Origin of the sequence: Streptomyces sp. NPDC050211 (genome assembly GCF_040656035.1) — a bacterium.
In the GTDB taxonomy this organism is placed as follows: Bacteria; Actinomycetota; Actinomycetes; order Streptomycetales; family Streptomycetaceae; genus Streptomyces.
Genome location: NZ_JBFALC010000013.1, coordinates 78,336 through 99,737, shown reverse-complemented (window position 1 = coordinate 99,737; position 21,402 = coordinate 78,336). Strand labels below are relative to the sequence as shown.

Sequence of the window (21,402 nt, the reverse complement as noted above, 5' to 3'; positions counted from 1 at the left end):
GTACTTCGCAGACGTCGACGCGCGTTGATCGCTTCTCTCGACGTGATGTCCGTCACCCATAGGTGTCGCCGGGCCCCGTGCTGCCCGGAGCACGCAGCGGGCCGTACCGGCGGGCGGGACCACCGGGGCCGTTCACCTTGATCAACTGCACCGTGCCATGGCCCAGATCCTCGTTCAGCCGGGCGACCAGCGTGGGGGCGAGCAGACGCAGGTTCGTCGCCCAGGCCGTGGAGTCGCAGCGCACGATCAGCACACGCTCGTCCTCGTCGTACCGCTCCGGCACGCAGTGCTTGGCGACGTCCTCGCCGACGATCTGCGGCCAGCGGCCCATCACACCGCCCACCGCGGCCGGGGCCTCCCAACCCCGCTCGGTGATCAGGCGGTTGATCGCGGCGCCGAGCGCCATGGGGTCGCGTCCATCGGCACGCGCGCCGGAGCGCAGGCCACCGCGACGCGCCTGCTTCTTCTGCTGCACGGCATCCCCACGCGCGCGTGCCTGTTCCTTCGCCGCGCGCAACGCCACGCGCGCGAGGTCCACCCCGGACGGCTCGGGTGCCCCCTGCTCGGTTGCCTTCTTGGGGTCGTCGGTCGTCATGCGCGCTCCACCGTCCCGTCCGACACCGTGTACCGCGTCCCCGTCAGCACGTGCGGTACGTCGTCGTCCACCGCGGCCGTCACCAGCACCTGCTCACCGGGCGCCACCAGCTCGGCCAGCCGCTCGCGCCGCCGGGTGTCCAACTCGGCGAACACATCGTCGAGGATCAGCACCGGCTCATTGCCCTCGGCCCTGAGCAGGTCGTACGACGCCAGCCGCAGCGCCAGCGCAAACGACCATGACTCACCGTGGGAGGCGTATCCCTTGGCCGGCAGCTGACCGAGTTTGAGATTCAAATCGTCTCGATGAGGCCCTACGAGGGTGACGCCCCGCTCGATCTCCTGCTTGCGCGCATCGGCGAGCGCGGCCATCACCTGCGTGTAGAGGTCCTCGCGCGTGTGCGCCTCGCCCGGCGCCGACGGCTTGTACTCCAGGGCCACCGGGCCGCCACCGGGCGCCAGTTGCTCGTACGCCTTGTCGGTCAGTGGCTGGATCGCGGCTATCAGGTCCAGGCGCTGAGCAAGCAACTCGGCGCCCGCGCGCGCAAGATGCTGGTCCCAGACGTCGAGGGTCGACAGATCCATCGAGCGACCGCCGTGCCGACGAGCCAACGCGGCACTTTTCAACAGGGTGTTCCGCTGCCTGAGGACCCGCTCGTAGTCCGAGCGCACACCGGCCATGCGCGGAGACCGGGCGGTGATCAGCTCGTCGAGAAAGCGGCGCCGCTCCCCGGGATCGCCCTTGACCAGAGCGAGGTCCTCGGGCGCGAACAGCACAGTCCGTACGATGCCCAGCACATCACGGGGTCTGACCTGCGAGGACCTGTTGATGCGAGCGCGGTTCGCCCTGCCGGGGTTCAGCTCCAGCTCGACCAGCTGCTGCCGCTCGCCCTGCTTGACCTGCGCACGGATGACCGCACGGTCGGCGCCCATCCGGACGAGAGGGGCGTCGGAGGCGACGCGGTGACTGCCCAGGGTGGCGAGGTAGCCGATCGCCTCGACGAGGTTCGTCTTGCCCTGCCCATTGGGGCCGACGAAGGCGGTGACACCCGGGTCGAGCGGAACTTCGACCCGGGCGTACGAGCGGAAGTCGGCCAGCGACAGATGCGTGACGTGCATGGTCGTTCGCCGACCTCCCCCAGTGTTGTGGACCGCTCAGCAGCCCTGTGGATTACTTCGTCTCGACCGCGTGGCCACCGAACTGGTTCCGCAGCGCCGCGATCATCTTCATCTGCGGAGAGTCATCCTGCCGCGAGGCGAACCGCGCGAACAGGGACGCCGTGATCGCCGGGAGCGGCACGGCGTGGTCGATGGCGGCTTCCACAGTCCAGCGGCCTTCCCCGGAGTCCTGTGCATAACCGCGCAGCTTCTGCAGGTGCTCGTCCTCGTCGAGGGCATTTACCGCGAGGTCGAGCAGCCAGGAGCGGATGACCGTGCCCTCCTGCCAGGAACGGAACACCTCCCGGACGTCGGTCACGGAGTCGACCTTCTCCAGGAGCTCCCAGCCCTCGGCGTAGGCCTGCATCATCGCGTACTCGATGCCGTTGTGGACCATCTTCGCGAAGTGGCCCGCGCCGACCTTCCCGGCGTGCACCGCACCGAAGTCGCCCTCGGGCTTGAGGGCGTCGAAGACCGGCTGCACCTTCGCCACGTTCTCCGTGTCGCCGCCGTACATCAGCGCATAGCCGTTCTCCAGGCCCCAGACGCCGCCGGAGACACCGCAGTCGACGAAGCCGATGCCCTTGGCGGCCAGCTCCTCCGCGTGCTTCTCGTCGTCCGTCCAGCGCGAGTTGCCGCCGTCCACGACGACATCCCCGGGCTCCAGCAGCTCGGCCAGCTCGTCGATGGTCGACTGGGTGGCCGCACCGGCCGGGACCATCACCCATACGACGCGCGGGCCCGCGAGCTTGCCCACAAGCTCTTCCAGGCTGTGGACATCGGCGAGATCCGGGTTGCGGTCGTATCCGATGACGGTGTGGCCTGCGCGGCGGATCCGCTCGCGCATGTTGCCGCCCATCTTGCCGAGGCCGACGAGACCGAGCTCCATCAGTTGTTCCTTAGGTTGCTGTGTGGCGTGTGAGGCACCTTCGTACCCATGTCCGAGCCTAAACCCGGACTCTCACGCACACCTGTGGGCATACGCGCTCAAACGTATGCCCCGACCTGCGGTGTTCTCGTCGGTCGCGGTCAGCCGCTGAGGCGGACCGGCATGATCAGGTACTTGTAGGCCTCGTCCGCCTCGGCGTCCAGCGCCGGCTTGCCGCTGAGCAGCGCGGGCTTGGTGGACGTCGTGAAGGACAGCTGCGCCACCGGGGAGTCGATGGCGCTCAGGCCGTCCAGCAGGAACGTCGGATTGAAGGCGATCGAGACGTCATCGCCCTCCAGCTGGGCGTCCACGCGTTCCACAGCCTGTGCATCGTCGCTGGAACCGGCCTCCAGGATCAGCACGCCCTGCTCGAAGCTCAGCCGCACAGGAGTGTTGCGCTCGGCGACCAGGGCCACGCGCTTGACGGCCTCCACGAAGGGGGCGGTCTCGATCACGGCGACCGAGTTGAACTCCGTCGGGAACAGCGAGCGGTACTTCGGGAGGTCGCCCTCCAGCAGCCGCGTCGTCGTACGCCGGCCGGCGCCCTCGAAACCGATCAGGCCCTCGCCCGCGCCCGAGCCGGACAGCGCCAGGATCACGCTGTCGCCGCTGGTCAACGCCTTGGCGGTGTCCAGGAGCGTCTTGGCGGGGACCAGGGCGACCGCGGACGCCTCCGGGTTCTCCGGCTTCCACAGGAACTCACGGACCGCGAAGCGGTAGCGGTCGGTGGAGGCCAGGGTGACCCGGTCGCCCTCGATCTCGATGCGCACACCGGTGAGGACGGGCAGCGTGTCGTCACGACCGGCGGCGATGGCGACCTGGGAGGCAGCCGAGGCGAAGACCTCACCGGGGACGGTGCCGGTCGCCGACGGCATCTGCGGCAGCGCCGGGTATTCCTCCACAGGCAGTGTGTGGAGTGTGAACCGCGAGGAGCCGCAGACCACCGTCGCCCGTACACCGTCTGTGGAAATCTCCACCGGGCGGTTGGGAAGGGCGCGGGAGATGTCGGCGAGCAGCCTGCCGGAGACGAGGACCGTGCCCTCCTCCTCGACCTCGGCCTCCACAGACACGCGTGCCGAGACCTCGTAGTCGAAGCTGGACAGGCTCAGCTGGCCGTCCTCGGCCTTCAGCAGCAGGCCGGCGAGGACAGGCGCCGGCGGACGGGCCGGGAGGCTGCGCGCCGCCCAGGCCACTGCCTCCGCGAGTACGTCGCGTTCCACCCGGATCTTCACTGTTGCCGCCTCCTGCTGTTGCCGGCGCTTCTCGGCCTGCCTGGCTTCGTCGTCTGTCTCGGTGTGGTCGGTCCCTGTGAGGGGAAGGACACCGGAGAACAGTCTGACGCACGGCACTGACAGTAGGTGCCTCTCGGGGTCAAGTCGTGACGAGGGGCAGTCGGGCGCCGAAGAGCGAGTTGTGCACAGGACCCTCTTCGAAGCGAATTCCCAGCTCTCTCTAGTTGGGAGTAGTAGTAGGGCCTGTGGATACCGTGGATAACCCTGTTTTCCCAGGTCAGCGGCAAGATTTTGTCCACGGGCCCTGTGGGCGACACCGGTGGACAACCAGGCGAATCTGTGGAGAACGGAAAGTTCTGCACACCCCATGCACAGGCTGAGGCGACTTCTCCCCAGTGCCGTCCCCAGCTTTACCCAGCTTTCCCACAGACCAACCCGGCAGCTTGATGTGACGCCTTTCACTCGTCCCGGTGAGGAGGCGCGTCGCGTTGCCGAACAGTGGACAGCGGTGTGGAGAAGCGGGCCATCCTTGGGGACAACTGACCCCAGCCTGTGGGTTGCCCGTGGACAACTTCGTACACAGCCTGTGGATCTTTTCGCTGTCCACAGTCTGTGGAGATCGCTCGTCCACCAATCCACAACCACTTGAGCTGGCTTGATGGTCTGTCAACGGAGTCGGCTGTGGACAGGATCTGGACAACTCCCCAGTCCCCAGGGTGTGGACGGCAGAAAGTCACCGAATCTGTGGAGAGTGGCCGTAACGCGGCACGTAATCGAACACCGGGTGGCTGCGGCATAACGAAGGGCGCCCTCCGGATCTCCTCCGGAGGGCGCCCTCGGTGCCGTAACCCTGTGGTCGTCAGCCGTTTTTGATGCGGTTCGTCAGCTCGGTCACCTGGTTGTAGATGGAGCGCCGCTCGGCCATCAGATTGCGGATCTTGCGGTCGGCGTGCATCACCGTCGTATGGTCGCGGCCGCCGAACAGCGCGCCGATCTTCGGCAGCGACAGGTCCGTGAGCTCGCGGCACAGGTACATGGCGATCTGGCGGGCCGTGACGAGCTGGCGGCCGCGCGAGCTGCCGCACAGATCCTCGACCGTGAGACCGAAGTAGTCGGCGGTCGCGCTCATGATGGCCGTCGAGGTGATCTCCGGCGTCGAGTCTTCACCGCCGGGGATGAGGTCCTTGAGGACGATCTCGGTCAGGCCCAGGTCCACCGGCTGCCGGTTGAGCGACGCGAACGCCGTCACCCGGATCAGCGCGCCCTCCAGCTCGCGGATGTTGCGCGAGATCCGGGAGGCGATGAACTCGAGTACCTCCGGCGGGGCGTTGAGCTGCTCCTGCACCGCCTTCTTACGGAGGATGGCGATACGGGTCTCCAGCTCGGGTGGCTGGACGTCGGTGATCAGGCCCCACTCGAAACGGTTCCGCAGCCGGTCCTCCAGGGTCACCAGCTGCTTCGGCGGCCGGTCGCTGGAGAGCACGATCTGCTTGTTGGCGTTGTGGAGCGTGTTGAAGGTGTGGAAGAACTCCTCCTGCGTCGACTCCTTGTCCGCGAGGAACTGGATGTCGTCGACGAGCAGGATGTCCATCTCCCGGTACCGCTTGCGGAAGCTGTCGCCCTTGCCGTCGCGGATGGAGTTGATGAACTCGTTGGTGAACTCCTCCGAGCTGACATAGCGCACGCGCGTGCCCGGGTACAGGCTGCGGGCGTAGTGCCCGATCGCGTGCAGCAGGTGCGTCTTGCCGAGCCCCGACTCCCCATAGATGAAGAGGGGGTTGTACGCCTTCGCCGGCGCCTCGGCGACGGCTACCGCGGCCGCGTGCGCGAAGCGGTTGGAGGCGCCGATGACGAACGTGTCGAAGAGGTACTTCGGGTTCAGCCGCGCGGTCGGCTCGCCGGGGCCGGTCGCCGGCGCGGGCTGCGCGGCCAGCGGGCCGGGGGCGCCGGTGGTGGGGAGCGTGGGTCCGACCGGTCCGCCGCGATGCACATGACCGGACCCGGACGGCGGCTCGGGCCGCTCCCGGCGGGCGTCACGCTGGTCGTAGTCGGAGCGGGACTGGTCGTAGTCGGAGCGCTGTGTGTCGTAGGAGGGGCGCTCCATGGACTGCGGACGGTAGTCCTGGGAGGGCTGGTGGTACGAGTCCTGGGACGGCGGAGAGTACGAGTCCTTGGGTCCGTACGAGTCCTGAGAGCCGTAGGAGTCCTGGGACCGGTACGAGTCCTGTGACGGCGACGCGTACGGGTCGCGCTCCGGGAAGCCGAGCCGCTGCTGCTGCCAGCCGTAGTCGTCCTGGGATCCGCGGGGCCAGGCGCCGGGTTCGGGGCGCTGGTATTCCGAGGGGTACGCGGGGCGGGCCGTCGGGAGCTGGTCCGCGCGGGGCGGGGGCAGCTGGTCGCTCGGGGTGCCGGGCCGGTCGTCGGCGCGGTGGCGGCCGTAGCCCTCGTACTGGGAGGAGGGGAGTTCCGGCTCTTCGTACCGGGGGCGCGCGGGCGGGGCCGGGGGTTCGCCGACGGAGTCGTCGACGGTGATCGCGATGCGGATCGGGCGGCCGCATTCACGGCTCAGCGTCTCGCTGACGATCGGTGCGAGACGGCCCTCCAGTACGCCCTTTGCAAATTCGTTCGGTACGGCGAGCAGGGCGGTGTCCGCGACCAGCGCCAGGGGCTGGCAGCGCCGGATCCAGCGCTCGTCCTTGGCTTCGACGCCCTGCCCGCGGCCCTCCCCGAGGAGTTGCTCCAGTACTCGTGGCCACACTGCGGCAAGATCGGCAGGTACGTCAGCCACAGGGCACGCTCTCTCGTGGGTCCCACGAACGTGTGGTTGTGGGACGGGTAGGGATTCACATCGGATGGGACGGGCGAATCGGAGTCCAGCCAAGGTAGTCAGGGCGACGGGTGCGGTTCAAGTTGTTGTCCCCAGGCTGTGGATAGTGTCTCCTGTGGGCCGTTGGTTTGACCGGATGGCGTAGCCCCGCGTACCGTGACCAGGTCGAGTTGTCGATGGCTGCTGCCGCCTGCCTCCGATGGGCACAGATCGCTGAAGGTGATCGGGAAGCGGTGCACTCGGGCGTGATGCGAGCTACTCGTGGGCGCACGGTGACAGCCAGGACGGCACCCGCCACCACCGATTGATTTCTGGAGCCCCCGAGTGAGCAAGCGCACCTTCCAGCCGAACAACCGTCGTCGCGCGAAGACCCACGGCTTCCGGCTGCGTATGCGCACCCGTGCCGGCCGCGCGATTCTCGCGTCCCGCCGTGGCAAGGGTCGCGCCCGTTTGTCCGCCTGATCCCGGTCAGGTCATGACGTCGTGCTGCCCACCGAGAACCGGCTGAGGCGGCGCGAGGACTTCGCGACCGCGGTACGACGAGGACGCAGGGCCGGACGCCCGACTCTCGTCGTCCACCTTCGAAGCGGTGCCACGGACCCGCACGCGCCTGGGGAGAGCGCTCCCCCGACGCGTGCGGGTTTCGTCGTGAGCAAGGCGGTGGGCGGCGCGGTCGTCCGGAACAAGGTGAAGCGCAGACTCCGTCATCTGATGCGGGAGCGAGTCGCCCTGTTGCCCCCCGGTAGCCTGGTAGTCGTACGAGCGTTGCCCGGTGCGGGCGACGCCGACCATGGACAACTGGCCCAAGACCTGGATGCCGCTCTGCGGCGGCTGCTGGGAGGGGGCGCACGATGAAGTACCCGCTACTGGCTCTGATCAAGCTCTACCAGTGGACGATCAGTCCGCTGCTCGGGCCGGTCTGCAAGTACTACCCGTCGTGCTCCCACTACGGCTATACGGCCATCGACCGGCACGGTGCGATCAAGGGAACGGCACTCACCGCCTGGCGCATCCTGCGGTGCAATCCGTGGTCGCTGGGCGGTGTGGACCATGTCCCGCCGCGCAAGCGCCCGCGGTGGCACGAAATGCTGCGTGACGCCTGGCGCACACGCAGGGGCGGGAACTCCGCCGCCGTAACGGCCACCGAGGGGCAGACTCCTTCGAGCCCGGCCGCAGAGACCCCGTCCCATGCCCAAGGAGCATGATTAGTGGACACGATTGCCAGCTTCTTCAGCTTCATCACGACACCTGTCTCCTGGGTCATCGTCCAGTTCCACACGGTGTACGGCGCCCTCTTCGGCGATGACACCGGGTGGGCCTGGGGCCTGTCCATCGTGTCCCTGGTGATTCTGATCCGTATCTGCCTGATCCCGCTCTTCGTGAAGCAGATCAAGGCGACCCGGGCGATGCAGACGCTCCAGCCCGAGATGAAGAAGATCCAGGAGCGCTACAAGAACGACAAACAGCGTCAGTCCGAAGAGATGATGAAGCTGTACAAGGAGACGGGTACCAACCCGCTCTCCTCGTGCCTTCCCATCCTGGCGCAGTCGCCGTTCTTCTTCGCTCTGTACCACGTGCTCAACAGCATCGCGAACAACGACACCGTCGGTGTCATCAACGCGAGCCTGCTGGAGAGCGCGCAGAAGGCGCACATCTTCGGGGCCCCGCTGGCCGCGAAGTTCACCGACAGCTCGTCCGACGTCGCCGCTCTCGACGCCTCGCTGACCACCGTCCGCATCGTCACCGCGGTCATGATCGTCCTGATGTCGGCGTCGCAGTTTTACACGCAGCGTCAGCTGATGACGAAGAACGTCGACACCACGGTGAAGACGCCGTTCATGCAGCAGCAGAAGATGCTGATGTACATCTTCCCGATCATGTTCGCCGTCTTCGGCATCAATTTCCCGGTGGGTGTCCTCGTCTACTGGCTGACCACCAACGTGTGGACCATGGGTCAGCAGATGTACGTCATCCGCAACAACCCGACTCCGGGTTCCAAGGCCCAGGCCGCGTACCTGGAGCGCCTGCACAAGCACGTCACGCACCACGGCAAGACGCGTGGCCGCGGTGAGAAGGCCATCGTCAAGGCCATCGTGGCCAAGGGCCGCGACCGCAACGAGTACGAGCGGAAGTTCATCAACGGTCTGAGCAAGGCGGGCCTCGCGGCTCAGGCTGACGGCACCGTGGTGAAGGGCGAGACCGCGACCGTCGTGCAGACCGAGGACGGTACGCCGACGACCGCCACGCCCAAGCGTCAGCAGCCGAAGCGGCAGTCCAAGTCCCAGCGGCAGGCCGGCGCGAAGGTGGCCGGTGAGTCCTCCGAGCCGAAGACGTCACTGAGCAAGTCCGATGAGCCCGAGGATGCCAAGCCCGCCGCGAAGAAGGCCGCGCAGAAGCCCGGGGGCGGTGGCCGCAGCAAGGCCCAGTCCGGGCAGCGCAAGGGTCCGCAGCGGCCCAAGTCCCCGACCAAGAAGTAAGAAGGAGTCCATCCCGTGACGGAAGGCACCACCTCCGCCGCTGCCGAGGGCGCAGACACCCTGACCCGCCTGGAGCAGGAGGGCGAGATCGCGGCGGACTACCTCGAGGGTCTGCTGGACATCGCCGATCTCGACGGCGACATCGACATGGATGTCGAGGCGGACCGCGCGGCTGTGTCGATCATCAGCGACTCCGGCAGCCGTGACCTGCAGAAGCTGGTCGGCCGTGACGGCGAGGTGCTGGAGGCGCTTCAGGAGCTCACGCGCCTGGCCGTGCACCGGGAGACCGGGGATCGCAGCCGCCTGATGCTGGACATCGCGGGCTACCGGGCCAAGAAGCGTGCGGAGCTCTCCGAGCTGGGCGCGAAGGCGGCTGCTGAGGTCAGGAGCAGCGGTGAGCCCATGAAGCTGAAGCCGATGAGTCCTTTCGAGCGCAAGGTCGTGCACGACGCGGTCAAGGCCGCGGGTCTGCGCAGTGAGTCCGAGGGCGAGGAGCCGCAGCGGTTCGTCGTTGTGCTTCCCGCCTGATCGGTCCCTTCGGTCCTCCGGCCCCGTCTGCCCGGCAGGCGGGGCCGAACTTTGTCAGCCTGATAGTTCTGGTGGTTCTCGTGGTCGGCGTTCGGTGCGCCGAGGCGGTACGGAAGGACGGTCCCCGTGACGGAGGCAGTGGAGCTTCCCCCTGTGCCGGAGCAGGCGCGCGAGGTGTTCGGCGATCGCTTCGCTGATGCCGTGCGCTATGCCGAGTTGCTCGCCGAGGCGGGAGTGCAGCGCGGTCTGATCGGCCCGCGCGAGGTGCCCCGGCTGTGGGAGCGGCACCTGCTGAACTGCGCTGTGCTCTCCGAGGTCGTGCCTGAGGGGGTGACCGTGTGCGATGTCGGCTCGGGCGCCGGCCTGCCCGGCATTCCTCTGGCCCTCGTCCGGGAGGACCTGAAGATCACGCTGCTGGAGCCGCTGCTGCGCCGCACCACCTTCCTGACCGAGGTCGTGGAGCTGCTGGGGCTCGATCATGTGACGGTGGTGCGCGGCCGAGCCGAGGAAGTCATGGGGAAGCTGACGCCGGTGCATGTCGTGACAGCACGGGCCGTGGCGCCGCTGGACCGATTGGCCACGTGGGGCATCCCGCTGCTGCGCCCGTACGGCGAGATGCTCGCGCTCAAGGGTGATACGGCCGAGGAGGAGCTCAAGAGCGCTTCCACGGCTCTGAGCAAGCTCGGCGCCGTGGAGACGTCCATCCTCCATGTGGGCGAGGGAGTGGTGGATCCGATGTCCACCGTCGTCCGTGTGGAGGTCGGGGAGAGCCCAGGAGGAGTGCGCTTCGCGGCGAAGCGTGCGAAGGCGGCCCGGACGGGGCGGGCACGTCGACGTCGTTGAGATGAGCGGGCGCATGAGGGGCGCCGCTGATCCGTCCTGACGACGACACGTACTCCACACAAGCTGCCAAACCTACGCAGGCCGGAGTGTCGCGACACTCCGGCCAGGGCTGCTGTGCATCGTGTTTCACGTGAAACGTCGCTCATTGCTGCACGGCATCATCAGTCGCGGCCGCGCCGCGGCCGAACCTCGCGACCGAAAGCCTCTCGGATCACTCGGCGAGGCGCCAGCTACCGATTCCGGCGGCTCTCGGTCCCCCTCGGGGGGCACGGAGTTGTCCACAGAGGTGGAATTCTCCACAGAACAACAGGCCTCACTGGTTCACGACCCCGAAGACATGGGAGGCTCTGTTCATTGCGAGCCTGAAGTCGAGGAGAGTGAATCCTTGCGGTCCGACGCCAACATCGCGGGACCGATGACCGATCCGGTCCCCGGTCCCCGTACCGAGTCGATGGGGGACGATGTTTCACGTGAAACACCGCCCCCGATGGACGACACTCCCATCGGTCGTGCTGCCCAACTGGCGGTGGAGGCTCTGGGCCGCGCCGGCGAGGGCCTGCCACGGCCTGAGCAGACCCGGGTCATGGTGGTCGCCAACCAGAAGGGAGGCGTGGGCAAGACAACGACGACCGTCAATCTTGCCGCTTCGCTGGCCTTGCATGGCGGCCGTGTCCTGGTGATCGACCTCGACCCCCAGGGCAATGCGTCCACCGCCCTGGGAATCGACCATCACGCCGAAGTTCCTTCCATCTACGACGTGTTGGTCGAGAGCAAGCCGCTCTCGGAAGTCGTTCAGCCGGTCCCTGATGTCGAGGGCCTCTTCTGTGCACCCGCCACGATCGATCTCGCCGGTGCGGAGATCGAGTTGGTGTCCCTGGTGGCACGAGAGAGTCGGCTGCAGCGAGCCATCCAGGCCTACGAGCAGCCGCTGGACTACATCCTCATCGACTGCCCGCCCTCGCTCGGCCTCTTGACGGTCAACGCGCTGGTGGCCGGCGCGGAGGTCCTCATCCCCATCCAGTGCGAGTACTACGCGCTGGAAGGCCTGGGCCAGCTGCTGCGCAACGTCGACCTGGTGCGGGGGCACCTCAACCCCACCCTGCATGTATCGACGATCCTGCTCACCATGTACGACGGCCGGACGCGCCTTGCGTCCCAGGTCGCGGACGAGGTGCGCAGCCACTTCGGGGGCGAGGTGCTGCGGACGAGCATTCCTCGCTCGGTCCGTATCTCCGAGGCACCGAGCTACGGACAGACGGTGCTGACCTACGATCCCGGATCGAGCGGTGCCCTGTCCTATCTTGAGGCGGCACGAGAAATCGCACTGAAGGGCGTGGGCGTCACCTACGAGGCGACGCACGCCCATATCGGTGCCCAGAGCGACCCGAACATGGTGGAGGGGATCCAGTGAGCGAGCGACGGAGGGGGTTGGGCCGTGGTCTCGGCGCACTGATCCCTGCAGCCCCGACGGAGAAGACGGTGCCTCCAGCGGTGGGGGGCGCTGCTTCCGCGTCCCCCACGGCGGTGCCGGTGCTGACGACCGACCGTGGCGTGGCCGCGGCCAAGGTGGCCACGCTGCCGCCTGTTTCACGTGAAACCGAGGAGCCTTCGGTGAACGGCGTGGCGGAGGCGCCCGCGTCTCCCATGGGCGCCCACTTCGCCGAGATCCCTCTCGACGCCATCACGCCGAACCCGCGTCAGCCGCGTGAGGTCTTCGACGAGGATGCGTTGCAGGAACTCGTCACCTCCATCAAGGAGGTCGGTCTCCTTCAGCCGGTCGTGGTACGGCAGATCGGCCCCGCCCGTTACGAGCTCATCATGGGCGAGCGGCGTTGGCGGGCCTGCCGTGAGGCGGGGCTCGAGGCGATCCCCGCGATCGTGCGGGCCACGGACGACGAGAAGCTCCTCCTGGACGCCCTCCTGGAGAACCTGCACCGTGCTCAGCTGAACCCGATCGAAGAGGCGGCTGCCTACGATCAGCTGCTGAAGGACTTCAGCTGCACGCACGATCAGCTGGCGGACCGCATCGGCCGGTCCCGCCCTCAGGTCTCCAACACCCTGCGCCTGTTGAAGCTCTCGCCGAAGGTCCAGAACCGGGTGGCCGCCGGTGTGCTCTCCGCCGGGCATGCGCGGGCGCTTCTCTCCGTCGACGACCCGGAGGAGCAGGAGAGGCTGGCTTACCGGGTGGTGGCCGAGGGGCTCTCGGTTCGCTCTGTCGAAGAGATCGTGACCCTGATGGGCTCCCGCCCGCAGAAGGCCCAGCGTGCCAAGGGGCCGCGGGCCGGAGCCCGGGTCTCCCCGGCTCTGACCGATCTGGCGTCCCGTCTCTCGGACCGCTTCGAGACGCGGGTGAAGGTGGACCTGGGACAGAAGAAGGGCAAGATCACGGTCGAGTTCGCCTCGATAGAGGATCTTGAGCGCATCCTCGGCTCGCTTGCTCCCGGCGAGGGTCCTGTCCTCCAGAAGAGCCTTCTGGACGAGGATGACGCTGAGGACTCCGAGGACTGATCCTCCGGCCGCCCGGTCGTTGAGCCTTGGGTGGTCGGCAGAGCGGGCCGTGTCCGGTGTGTACCGGAACACGGTCCGCTCTTTGCTTTTTGGCAGTATCGATCGAATCGCAATCGTGGATACGATGCGTTCGGGTATGGCGCATCCACCCGGCAGCACCTCTCAGGGGAGGCAGAGGCCATGCGAACGGTGAGCCGCACCGGACTGGTGAGCGCGGGCCTCGGGCTGGGCGCGGTCGGCGGATTCGTCGGCAGCCTGCTCCGGGAACGAAGCGCCCTGACGGCCGCCCGCGACGCGGCGGGCGAAGGAAGCGAGGAACAGCCTTCATGGGGCGCCGGCTCGTACCGCTCACGCTGGACAACCTTCAGGACCTTCCCAAGCGCTGTCGCACGTGTGTCTTCTGGGAACTGGACCCAGTCAGTGGCGAAGCCGCGGTAAAGGCGGGCACCCCGGCGCTGGAGAAGGAAGCCTGGATCTCCGCCGTGCTGCTGGACTGGGGATCCTGCGGCCGAGTGGTGTACGTCGATGAAGTGCCCGTGGGCTTCGTGCTCTACGCCCCTCCCGCATACGTCCCCCGGTCGACCGCGTTTCCCACGAGCCCTGTCTCACCTGATGCCGTGCAGCTGATGACCGCGTTCATCATGCCGGGCTACCAGGGCCAGGGGCTGGGCCGGGTGATGGTACAGACGGTCGCGAAGGATCTGCTGCGCCGGGGCTTCAAGGCGATCGAAGCCTTCGGGGACGCTCGTTGGTCGGAGCCGGCTTGCGTGCTGCCTGCCGACCATTTGACGGCTGTGGGCTTCAAGACGGTCCGGCCTCACCCCACCTATCCGCGATTGCGTCTGGAGCTGCGGACGACGCTCTCCTGGAAGGAAGACGTGGAGATGGCGTTGGATCGGTTGCTGGGGGCGGTTCAGAAGGAGCCGGTGCTGCGGCCGCTGTAGAGACTTCTGCGACAAGCGAATGGGCCAGCCCCTCTCAGGGGCTGGCCCATTCGTGTTTCACGTGAAACATCGACTACTCGGCGATGAAGTCCTCGAGGTCGCGGACGATCGCGGCCTTCGGCTTCGCGCCGACGATGGTCTTGGCGACCTCGCCGTTCTGGTAGACGTTCAGCGTCGGGATGGACATGACGCCGTACTTGGCGGCCGTACCCGGGTTCTCATCGATGTTCAGCTTGACGATCTCGATCTTGTCACCGTACTCGGCGGCGATCGCCTCGAGGGACGGTGCGATCTGGCGGCACGGACCGCACCAAGCGGCCCAGAAGTCCACCAGAACGGGCTTGTCGCTCTTGAGGACGTCCTGCTCGAAAGAGTCGTCGGTTACATGCTTCAGGGTGCCGGCCACGGCGGGCTCCTTAACTGGTTGGTGCGTGGGGCGGAAGGGGGTCAGACAGCGGTCTTCTCGGGCTCGGCCTGCTCCTCGTCCGCCAGGGCGGAGAGGAAGCGCTCGGCGTCGAGAGCGGCGGAGCAGCCGGTGCCGGCCGCGGTGATCGCCTGGCGGTAGGTGTGGTCCACGACGTCACCGGCGCCGAAGACACCGGTCAGGTTGGTGCACGTCGAGGGGGCCTCGACCTTGAGGTAGCCCTCCTCGTCCAGGTCGAGCTGGCCCTTGAAGAGCTCGGTGCGCGGGTCGTGACCGATCGCGATGAACAGGCCGGTCACCGGCAGGTCCGAGAGCTCGCCGGTCTTGACGTTGCGCAGCTTCAGACCGGACAGCTTCTGGTCGCCCTGGACCTCGGCCACCTCGCTGTCCCAGACGAACTTGATCTTCGGGTCGGCGAAGGCGCGCTCCTGCATCGCCTTGGAGGCGCGCAGGGTGTCACGGCGGTGCACGATCGTCACGGACTTGGCGAAGCGGGAGAGGAAGGTCGCCTCCTCCATCGCGGTGTCGCCGCCACCGATCACGGCGATGTCCTGATCCTTGAAGAAGAAGCCGTCGCACGTGGCACACCAGGAGACGCCACGCCCGGAGAGAGCGTCCTCGTTCGGCAGGCCCAGCTTGCGGTGTTGCGAGCCGGTGGCGATGATCACGGCCTTCGCCTGGTGGACCGTGCCCGCGGTGTCCGTGACGGTCTTGATCTCACGGGACAGGTCGACGGCCACCACATCGTCCGGGATGAGCTCTGCACCGAAGCGCTCGGCCTGGGCGCGCATGTTGTCCATGAGCTCGGGGCCCATGATGCCGTCCTGGAAGCCCGGGAAGTTCTCCACGTCGGTGGTGGTCATCAGGGCACCACCCGCGGTGACGGCGCCCTCGAACACCAGCGGCTTCAGCGACGCGCGTGCGGTGTACAGCGCCGCCGTGTAGCCGGCGGGCCCTGAGCCGATGATGATCACGTTACGGACGTCGCTCACGGCTTGATTCCTCGTCTCTGGACTGCGTCAGTACGGCCAGTGGAGCCCTCTCGGAACTCTCACCCCACCCAACGGATCCTAAGGGGCGTGCATTCCCGGTGTCCCCGGGCACACAGAGAGTGGACACCGTACGGGATACCACGCAGCGCAGAAACGAAGCGTTCGCGCTCAGGAGCGCGTGTAGGAGTCCTTCAGCAAGACCTTGGCTGTGCCGGATGACGGGTGGGCGACACAGGTGGCATCCATGACGTAGGCAACGACCCGAGTGGTATCGGCAGGGTCGAGCAGCACGACGAGCATGGCGTCCGTCCCCTGGAAGGTGCCCTTCTTGGTCGCGATCGCCGTGTCGTTGATGCCGATGCCCTGCTGGATGCACGGCGGGACTGTGGGCTCCCTGAAGACCCGAGGGCTCGGGCTGTCGGGGGTCGACTCCATACCGAGGCTGTGCGGGGCGCGGGAGCCGTCCCCGGCGCTCTGATTCTCGGCAAGGAGATCGGCGACCTGGTTCTCCAGCTTCCCCTCGGAGAACGTGTCGGACGCGGTGGTCGTATCGTCCGACGGCTTGCCGTCGTTCAGATACGCCACCAGCACGGAACCGAGTCCCAGGGCGGCCACTGCGAAAACGGCGCCGAGGACGGTGGCCCTGCGGCGCCCGCCCCTCTTGCGTTCCTTGCGGCCCGGGCCCGTTGTCGTGCTGCGGGCGTGCCCTGTGGGACGGGCTGCGGAGACCGATGTTTCACGTGAAACATGAGCACGATGGTCGGGCGTGGAAGCATCAACGGGTGCCGGGTCGCCCCCGGTATCGGGTGCGGTGGCCTGGAGAAGAGCCTCAGCGGCAAGGGCGGCATCGATACGGCTCGCAACATCGTCAGGCATGCGTTGTGAACCGGGCAGTGTGCCGAGGAGGCCCCGGATCTCTTCGAGCGATGCGTGCACATCCGCGCAGAGATCGCACTCGTCCAGATGCCGCTGTACGTCCGCGGTCCGGTCCGGAGGCAGCAGGCCCTCGGTGAGGTCGGAGATCTCGGCGACGTCCGGGTGCCCGGCCGTGTCTGTCGTGGATGTCACGCTCGCCCACCTCCGCCCTTCACAGCAGTTGAATCACTGGGTCCTGTATCGCGGGAGCCGACGTCATGCGGATCCGCTGCCGGTGGGACGGATGTCCCGTGCACCCGGTTCCGTCCCCGGCCGGGTTCTCTGTCGTCCTCGGCGTTTTCGGGCCGCAGATGAGAGAGAAGGGGCAGAAGCCGGGCTCTGCCACGAGCACAGCGGCTCTTCACCGTGCCGGTCGGAACGTCGAGGACACGGGCGGCTTCGGCGACCGGGTAGCCCTGCATGTCCACCAGGACGAGGGCCGCGCGCTGGTCGGGCGGAAGGGTACCGAGCGCTTCGAGGAGCTGACGGTTCAGGTCGTTGCGCTCCGCAGGAGCCGAGGCCGACTCATGCGGCTCCAGCAACTGCTCCAAGCGCTCGGTGTCATCGACGGGAGACGTCTTGCGGGAGGCCGCCTTGCGGGCGCGGTCGAGGCAGGCGTTCACCGTGATGCGGTGGAGCCATGTCGTGACGGCTGACTGGCCGCGGAAGGTGTGGGCGGCCCGGTAGGCGGAGACGAGGGCGTCCTGGACCGCGTCAGCGGCCTCCTCGCGGTCCCCGAGCGTCCGCAGGGCCACGGCCCAGAGCCGGTCACGGTGGCGCCGTACGAGCTCGCCGAAGGCGTCGGGGTCGCCGTCCACATGGCGAGCGAGGAGGTCCTGATCGCTTGCGTCGCCGTATGCGGTGCCATCTGCCATCGGACCCCCTCCCCTGAGATGCGGTGAGCTGTCAGCCGGTGAACTTCACGTCGGTGATGGCCTGCTTGTAACCGGCGCTGCTGTAGTTGGCGGAATCCTCTCCCGAATACGGCATCGCTGTCAGCCAGACCAGCACGTAGCGGCTCTTCACCGGCTTGGCGACCGCCACCTTTGCGGAGGTGCCGCTCGTGGTCGCCTCGCCCAGCTCCTTCATCGAGCTCAGCGGCGTGGACGAACCCAGCGAGTCGGTCGCGTACAGCTTGACGGTGGTGTGAGGGCCGCCGTAGCGGAGGGAGAGCGTCGCGGTCGACACCTCCTGGGCGGAGCCGAGGTCGTAGACGATGCCGACACCGGGCTTGATCACTATTTTCGGGCCGTCGTTGTAGCTGTTGGTCCGCCATCCCGTCGTGGTGCTGCTGTCGTACGTCAGGTCCACGTCGCCGGGATGCTGGGCGTCGCCCTCGGCCACGTACTCCTCGGCACCCTCGATAGCGAGCGTCTTGACCGGCTTGGTCTTGTCGCCGTTCTTTTCGTTGTCTTCCGTCTGCGTCTGGTTGGTGTCCTCGGACTTGCTGCCCTGGTCCATGAGCGCATCGGCGAGCTGCCAGCTGCCCAGGCCCAGGGCCGCGATCAGGAGGGCCGAGACGGCCCACTTCAGCGCCTTGCCGGTGCGGCTCTGCAGCGGAGGCGGCGGCGCCTGTACCGGCTGGGTGGCTCCGGGGTGCGGCGCCTGACGGCCGTACGTGCCCTGCTGGTAGGTCGTGCGCTGATACTCGGGCGGGGCGGTGAACGCCGGCTCCGGCGGCCGGATGCGGGGCATCTCGCCGATCGCCTTCACCAGCTCCTCCGGCGTGGTGCACGGGGACTCGTGGCGGGAGGCGGTCGCGCCGTCGTTGGCGAGTGCACGCATGGCGAGCTCGGACAGACCGCGGTGGACGCCGGCGCGCACCTGGTCGGGGGCGATCAGACCGACGTCCTTGGGCAGCCCGGACAGGCCGTAGGCGTCGCTCTCGTACGGCCAGCGCTGGGTGAGCGCCGCGTACAGCAGGGCGCCGATGGACTCCGTGTCGGTGCGCTGGGGGGTGCCGGAACTGATGCCGCGCAGCGCCGCGTTCACGGCGAGGCCGCGGATACGCCACTGACCGGACGAGGTGCGCAGGACGGCGTTGGGGTTCAGGCGCAGATGGGCGAGGCCCTCACGGTGGGCGGCGGCCATCGCGGCGGCCACCTGGCTGACCATCTGGTAGGCGTCGTGCGGCTCCAGCGGCCCGGGGGCGAGGAGCGCGGTCAGCTCGACGGCGTCGGGCAGCCACTCGTGGACGACGTAGACGAGGTCGTTCTCCTCGACGGCGTCGAGGACCTGGACGAACCGGGGATCGCCGAGCAGGGCGGAGGAGCGGGCCGCTGCCAGGACGGAACGCGCCCGGGTGTGGTCCGCGGGCAGGATGTGGACGCCGACCGCGCGACGGAGCTTCTCGTCCACCGCGCGCCAGCTGCTGAATCCGTCCAGACGGGTGACGCATTCCTCGAGTCGGTAGCGTCTGGCGAGTTTGTGGCCGCTGTGCAGTTCGGGCGGTGAGGCTTTTCCGGGATCCTCGGTCCCGCCGCTCCCCTGTGCCTCGTCGATGTCCGTGTCCAGCTCCCGATTCTTGGCCACCCCGTCGGCCGTGGACTGGTCCGCCTGAGCGGTCAGCGGCTCGTCGCCGCTGTTGTCTGCCACGTCGACGGCAGCTGTGCTCCGTTCCGCCACCGTCGTTCCTGCCTCCCCATCCATTGCGCGCCGTTCGACTGCTGTGCGCGCCGTCCGACGCCGAAACCAATTGTGCCCACAGTCCGCCGCTATGCACGACACACGGTGGGGGCCGATGGTTGTGCGCGTACCCCAGCCCTAGCGCCCCAGACGCCCGCGGACCATGCCGACGAGCGAGTTGAGCTCCTCGATGCGCATGCGACGGGCAGCCACGTAGAAGATGCCCAGCAGTACGGCTCCGCCGGCGAGGAGCGCGGCGAAGGAGCCGATGACGCCCTGGCCGAGCGAGCGGCTGATGCCGTAGCAGGCCGCGCCGCTGAGCAGCGCCGCGGGCACCGAGGCGATGCACAGTCTGGCGTACGTCCGCATCACGCGGGTCCCGTCGAGATCCCCGCCCAGCTTCTTGCGCAGCCGGTTCCAGGCGACGCCGACGCCGATCGCGTAGGCCAGGCCGTACGAGGCCGCCATGCCGACCACGGCCCAGCGGGCCGGGAGCAGGATGTAGCAGAGTGCTGAGGCTCCCGCGTTGCCCGCAGCCACGATGACCGTGTTGTAGAACGGGGTGCGGGTGTCCTCGTAGGCATAGAAGGCGCGCAGGACGACGTACTGAATCGAGTAGGGAATCAGGCCGAGGCCGAACGCCATCAGCATGTAGCCCATGTTCGTTGCTTCGCTCGTCCCGGAGGAGCCGAACATCAGCGTGCACATCGGGATGCCTAGCGAGAGGAATCCGAAAGCGAGGGGCACGATCGCCACCGCTGTCGTACGCAGACCCTGCGAGATGTCGTCACGGATGGCACCTGTGTCGTCCTCGGCCGCCGAGCGGGAGATACGAGGCAGCAGGGCAGCCATCAGGGAAACGGTGATGATGGCCTGCGGGAGACCCCAGATGAGCTGGGCATTGGCGTAGGCGCTGAAGCCGGTGCCGGGGACGCCCGAGTCTGTGATGGCCGCGGTGGCGAGCTGCGTCACGACAAGAGCGCCCGCCTGGTTGGCGAGGACGAAGAAGATCGTCCACTTGGCGAGCATCGCGGCCTTGCCGAGGCCGTGGCCCTTCCAGTCAAAGCGGAGCCGCAGCTTGAACCCGGTCTCGCGCAAATACGGGATCATCGCGAGGGCCTGGACGACGAGACCGAGGAGGACGCCGAGGCCCAGCAGCCGAACGCCCTCCGGCGGGATGTTCGTGACCTGCATGCCGGAGTGTTCAGCGGTGCCGTACACCCACAGGAACGCGCCGAGACTCGTGATGATGACGATGTTGTTCAGGACCGGCGTCCACATCATCGCGCCGAACCGTCCCCGGGCGTTGAGGATCTGCCCCATCACCACATGGATGCCCATGAAGAAGATCGAGGGCAGGAAGAACCGGGTGAAGGTGACGGCGGTGTCGTTTGCCGCAGGATTGTTGGCCAGGGGGGTCGACAGTGCCCGGACCAGGAGGGGGGCGGCGAACATGGCGAGCGCGGTGAGGGTACCGAGGATCACCATGACCAAGGTCAGCAGTCTGTTGGCGTATGCCTCGCCGCCGTCCTCGTCGTCCTTCATGGCACGGACCAGTTGCGGGACGAACACGGAGTTGAGGCCGCCGCCGACGGTCAGAATGTAGATCATCGTCGGGAGCTGGTACGCCACCTGGAACGACTCGCCCAGCAGCCCCAGACCCAGCGCCGAGACGATCAGCGCGGAGCGGATGAAGCCGGTGAGGCGGGAGACCATCGTGCCCGCCGCCATCACGGCGCTCGACTTCAGCAGACCGCCCGCCCGGCCGCCCTTCCTGGTCGCCGCCGGGGCGGGCGTGGGAGCGGGGGCCTCAGGCGCGGGCGGCGGCGGGGTCGCCGCGGGGTACTGGCCGTACTGTCCTTGCGCCGGGTACTGGCCGGGTACCGACGCGGGCTCGTACTGCGGATGGCCGCTGCCCTGCTGCTGGTCCCGGAAGAGATGCGCGAAGGCGTCTGGCTCGTGGCGCTCCTCGGAGGAGTGGGTGACGAGGTCGTCGACGCCGACGTACTGGGTGGTGCGGGGATCGTCGCCGTACGGCAGGTACTGGGTCGGGCCGTCCGGCTCGGGGGGCGGGGTCTGGGCCCAGACACGCGGATCGGGAGCGTACGGGGACTGCGGCGGCTGGGCGTAGAGCTGTTGCGGCGGCGGGTACGTGCCGGGGGGCGGCGGGGGGTGCGCAGCGCGGTCGTACAGCGCTTCGGCGACCGGGTCCTGGGCCGAGAGGTCCTGCGCCCGGTAGGGATCCTGGTCGTAGGCGTCCTGGAGGTACATGTCCGCGGGGGGCTGCGGCGGCACCTGGCCGTGCTCGGGCGGCGGGCCCTCGGGGTGCCCCGAGTTGCCCGCGGCCTGGCCGCGGTCACCGTCGTGCGGCGCGTTCATGGTTACCCCACCTCATCGTCCCGGGCCC

At 67.9% G+C, this 21,402-nt stretch carries 20 protein-coding genes; 9 read left to right on the top strand and 11 right to left on the bottom strand.

What is annotated here, in order from left to right; translation table 11 throughout:
• Nucleotides 1-52 precede the first annotated feature (52 nt).
• The 5 genes from AB0I98_RS16610 to dnaA all read right to left on the bottom strand — a co-directional run bounded on the left by AB0I98_RS16610 (nucleotide 53) and on the right by dnaA (nucleotide 6,700).
• Entirely contained in the window at nucleotides 53-595 is a 543-nt protein-coding gene (locus tag AB0I98_RS16610; RefSeq protein ID WP_362941522.1) for a DciA family protein, read from the bottom strand.
• Nucleotides 592-1,713: a DNA replication/repair protein RecF gene (gene recF / locus AB0I98_RS16605; RefSeq protein WP_362941519.1), complete on the bottom strand. Its 1,122-nt coding sequence runs from the start codon at nucleotides 1,711-1,713 to the stop codon at nucleotides 592-594. The genes AB0I98_RS16610 and recF overlap by 4 nt, the downstream gene beginning before the upstream one ends.
• A gap of 52 nt (nucleotides 1,714-1,765) precedes the next feature.
• Nucleotides 1,766-2,641 carry a phosphogluconate dehydrogenase (NAD(+)-dependent, decarboxylating) gene (gene gnd, locus AB0I98_RS16600; protein ID WP_362941516.1) on the bottom strand — a complete coding sequence of 292 codons (876 nt, stop codon included), beginning with the start codon at nucleotides 2,639-2,641 and terminating at the stop codon, nucleotides 1,766-1,768.
• A gap of 140 nt (nucleotides 2,642-2,781) precedes the next feature.
• A complete protein-coding gene (gene dnaN, locus AB0I98_RS16595; protein WP_210573431.1) occupies nucleotides 2,782-3,912 on the bottom strand; it encodes a DNA polymerase III subunit beta in 1,131 nt (376 codons plus the stop codon).
• 859 nt (nucleotides 3,913-4,771) lie between these two features.
• Nucleotides 4,772-6,700, bottom strand: a complete 1,929-nt coding sequence (gene dnaA / locus AB0I98_RS16590) for a chromosomal replication initiator protein DnaA (protein ID WP_362941513.1) — start codon at nucleotides 6,698-6,700, stop codon at nucleotides 4,772-4,774.
• Nucleotides 6,701-7,063: 363 nt separating this feature from the next.
• Here dnaA and rpmH point away from each other — a divergent pair, with 363 nt between their 5' ends.
• The 9 genes from rpmH to AB0I98_RS16545 all read left to right on the top strand — a co-directional run bounded on the left by rpmH (nucleotide 7,064) and on the right by AB0I98_RS16545 (nucleotide 14,039).
• Complete coding sequence (rpmH, locus tag AB0I98_RS16585) at nucleotides 7,064-7,201, top strand: 50S ribosomal protein L34 (RefSeq protein WP_003949374.1); 138 nt, start codon at nucleotides 7,064-7,066, stop codon at nucleotides 7,199-7,201.
• A 21-nt stretch (nucleotides 7,202-7,222) separates the two neighbouring features.
• Entirely contained in the window at nucleotides 7,223-7,594 is a 372-nt protein-coding gene (rnpA, locus tag AB0I98_RS16580) for a ribonuclease P protein component (RefSeq protein ID WP_210573434.1), read from the top strand.
• Complete coding sequence (yidD, locus tag AB0I98_RS16575) at nucleotides 7,591-7,944, top strand: membrane protein insertion efficiency factor YidD (RefSeq protein ID WP_210573436.1); 354 nt, start codon at nucleotides 7,591-7,593, stop codon at nucleotides 7,942-7,944. The genes rnpA and yidD overlap by 4 nt, the downstream gene beginning before the upstream one ends.
• Nucleotides 7,945-7,947: 3 nt before the next feature.
• Nucleotides 7,948-9,216, top strand: coding sequence for a membrane protein insertase YidC (gene yidC, locus AB0I98_RS16570; RefSeq protein WP_362941510.1), 1,269 nt, complete (start codon nucleotides 7,948-7,950; stop codon nucleotides 9,214-9,216).
• Between the two features lie 15 nt (nucleotides 9,217-9,231).
• Nucleotides 9,232-9,744 carry a R3H domain-containing nucleic acid-binding protein gene (locus AB0I98_RS16565; RefSeq protein ID WP_301982422.1) on the top strand — a complete coding sequence of 171 codons (513 nt, stop codon included), beginning with the start codon at nucleotides 9,232-9,234 and terminating at the stop codon, nucleotides 9,742-9,744.
• A gap of 126 nt (nucleotides 9,745-9,870) precedes the next feature.
• Entirely contained in the window at nucleotides 9,871-10,587 is a 717-nt protein-coding gene (rsmG, locus tag AB0I98_RS16560) for a 16S rRNA (guanine(527)-N(7))-methyltransferase RsmG (protein ID WP_362941508.1), read from the top strand.
• Nucleotides 10,588-10,924: 337 nt separating this feature from the next.
• A complete protein-coding gene (locus tag AB0I98_RS16555; protein ID WP_328372166.1) occupies nucleotides 10,925-11,998 on the top strand; it encodes a ParA family protein in 1,074 nt (357 codons plus the stop codon).
• The gene (locus AB0I98_RS16550; RefSeq protein WP_362941505.1) at nucleotides 11,995-13,095 is read left to right on the top strand and encodes a ParB/RepB/Spo0J family partition protein; all 1,101 of its coding nucleotides are present in this window, start codon (nucleotides 11,995-11,997) and stop codon (nucleotides 13,093-13,095) included. Before AB0I98_RS16555 ends, AB0I98_RS16550 begins: the two co-directional genes overlap by 4 nt.
• A 326-nt stretch (nucleotides 13,096-13,421) precedes the next feature.
• Nucleotides 13,422-14,039 carry a GNAT family N-acetyltransferase gene (locus AB0I98_RS16545; protein ID WP_328361048.1) on the top strand — a complete coding sequence of 206 codons (618 nt, stop codon included), beginning with the start codon at nucleotides 13,422-13,424 and terminating at the stop codon, nucleotides 14,037-14,039.
• A 73-nt stretch (nucleotides 14,040-14,112) separates the two neighbouring features.
• Here AB0I98_RS16545 and trxA read toward each other — a convergent pair whose 3' ends face one another.
• From trxA to murJ, 6 genes are all read right to left on the bottom strand, one after another.
• The gene (gene trxA / locus AB0I98_RS16540; protein ID WP_123998972.1) at nucleotides 14,113-14,445 is read right to left on the bottom strand and encodes a thioredoxin; all 333 of its coding nucleotides are present in this window, start codon (nucleotides 14,443-14,445) and stop codon (nucleotides 14,113-14,115) included.
• A 41-nt stretch (nucleotides 14,446-14,486) separates the two neighbouring features.
• Nucleotides 14,487-15,455: a thioredoxin-disulfide reductase gene (trxB, locus tag AB0I98_RS16535; protein ID WP_362941502.1), complete on the bottom strand. Its 969-nt coding sequence runs from the start codon at nucleotides 15,453-15,455 to the stop codon at nucleotides 14,487-14,489.
• 168 nt (nucleotides 15,456-15,623) lie between these two features.
• Nucleotides 15,624-16,523: a hypothetical protein gene (locus AB0I98_RS16530; protein WP_362941499.1), complete on the bottom strand. Its 900-nt coding sequence runs from the start codon at nucleotides 16,521-16,523 to the stop codon at nucleotides 15,624-15,626.
• Complete coding sequence (gene sigM, locus AB0I98_RS16525; protein WP_362941496.1) at nucleotides 16,520-17,245, bottom strand: RNA polymerase sigma factor SigM; 726 nt, start codon at nucleotides 17,243-17,245, stop codon at nucleotides 16,520-16,522. Before sigM ends, AB0I98_RS16530 begins: the two co-directional genes overlap by 4 nt.
• 31 nt (nucleotides 17,246-17,276) lie before the next feature.
• Nucleotides 17,277-18,995 carry a protein kinase family protein gene (locus AB0I98_RS16520; RefSeq protein WP_362941493.1) on the bottom strand — a complete coding sequence of 573 codons (1,719 nt, stop codon included), beginning with the start codon at nucleotides 18,993-18,995 and terminating at the stop codon, nucleotides 17,277-17,279.
• 138 nt (nucleotides 18,996-19,133) lie between these two features.
• Nucleotides 19,134-21,374, bottom strand: a complete 2,241-nt coding sequence (gene murJ, locus AB0I98_RS16515) for a murein biosynthesis integral membrane protein MurJ (protein ID WP_362941490.1) — start codon at nucleotides 21,372-21,374, stop codon at nucleotides 19,134-19,136.
• Nucleotides 21,375-21,402: the final 28 nt, after the last annotated feature.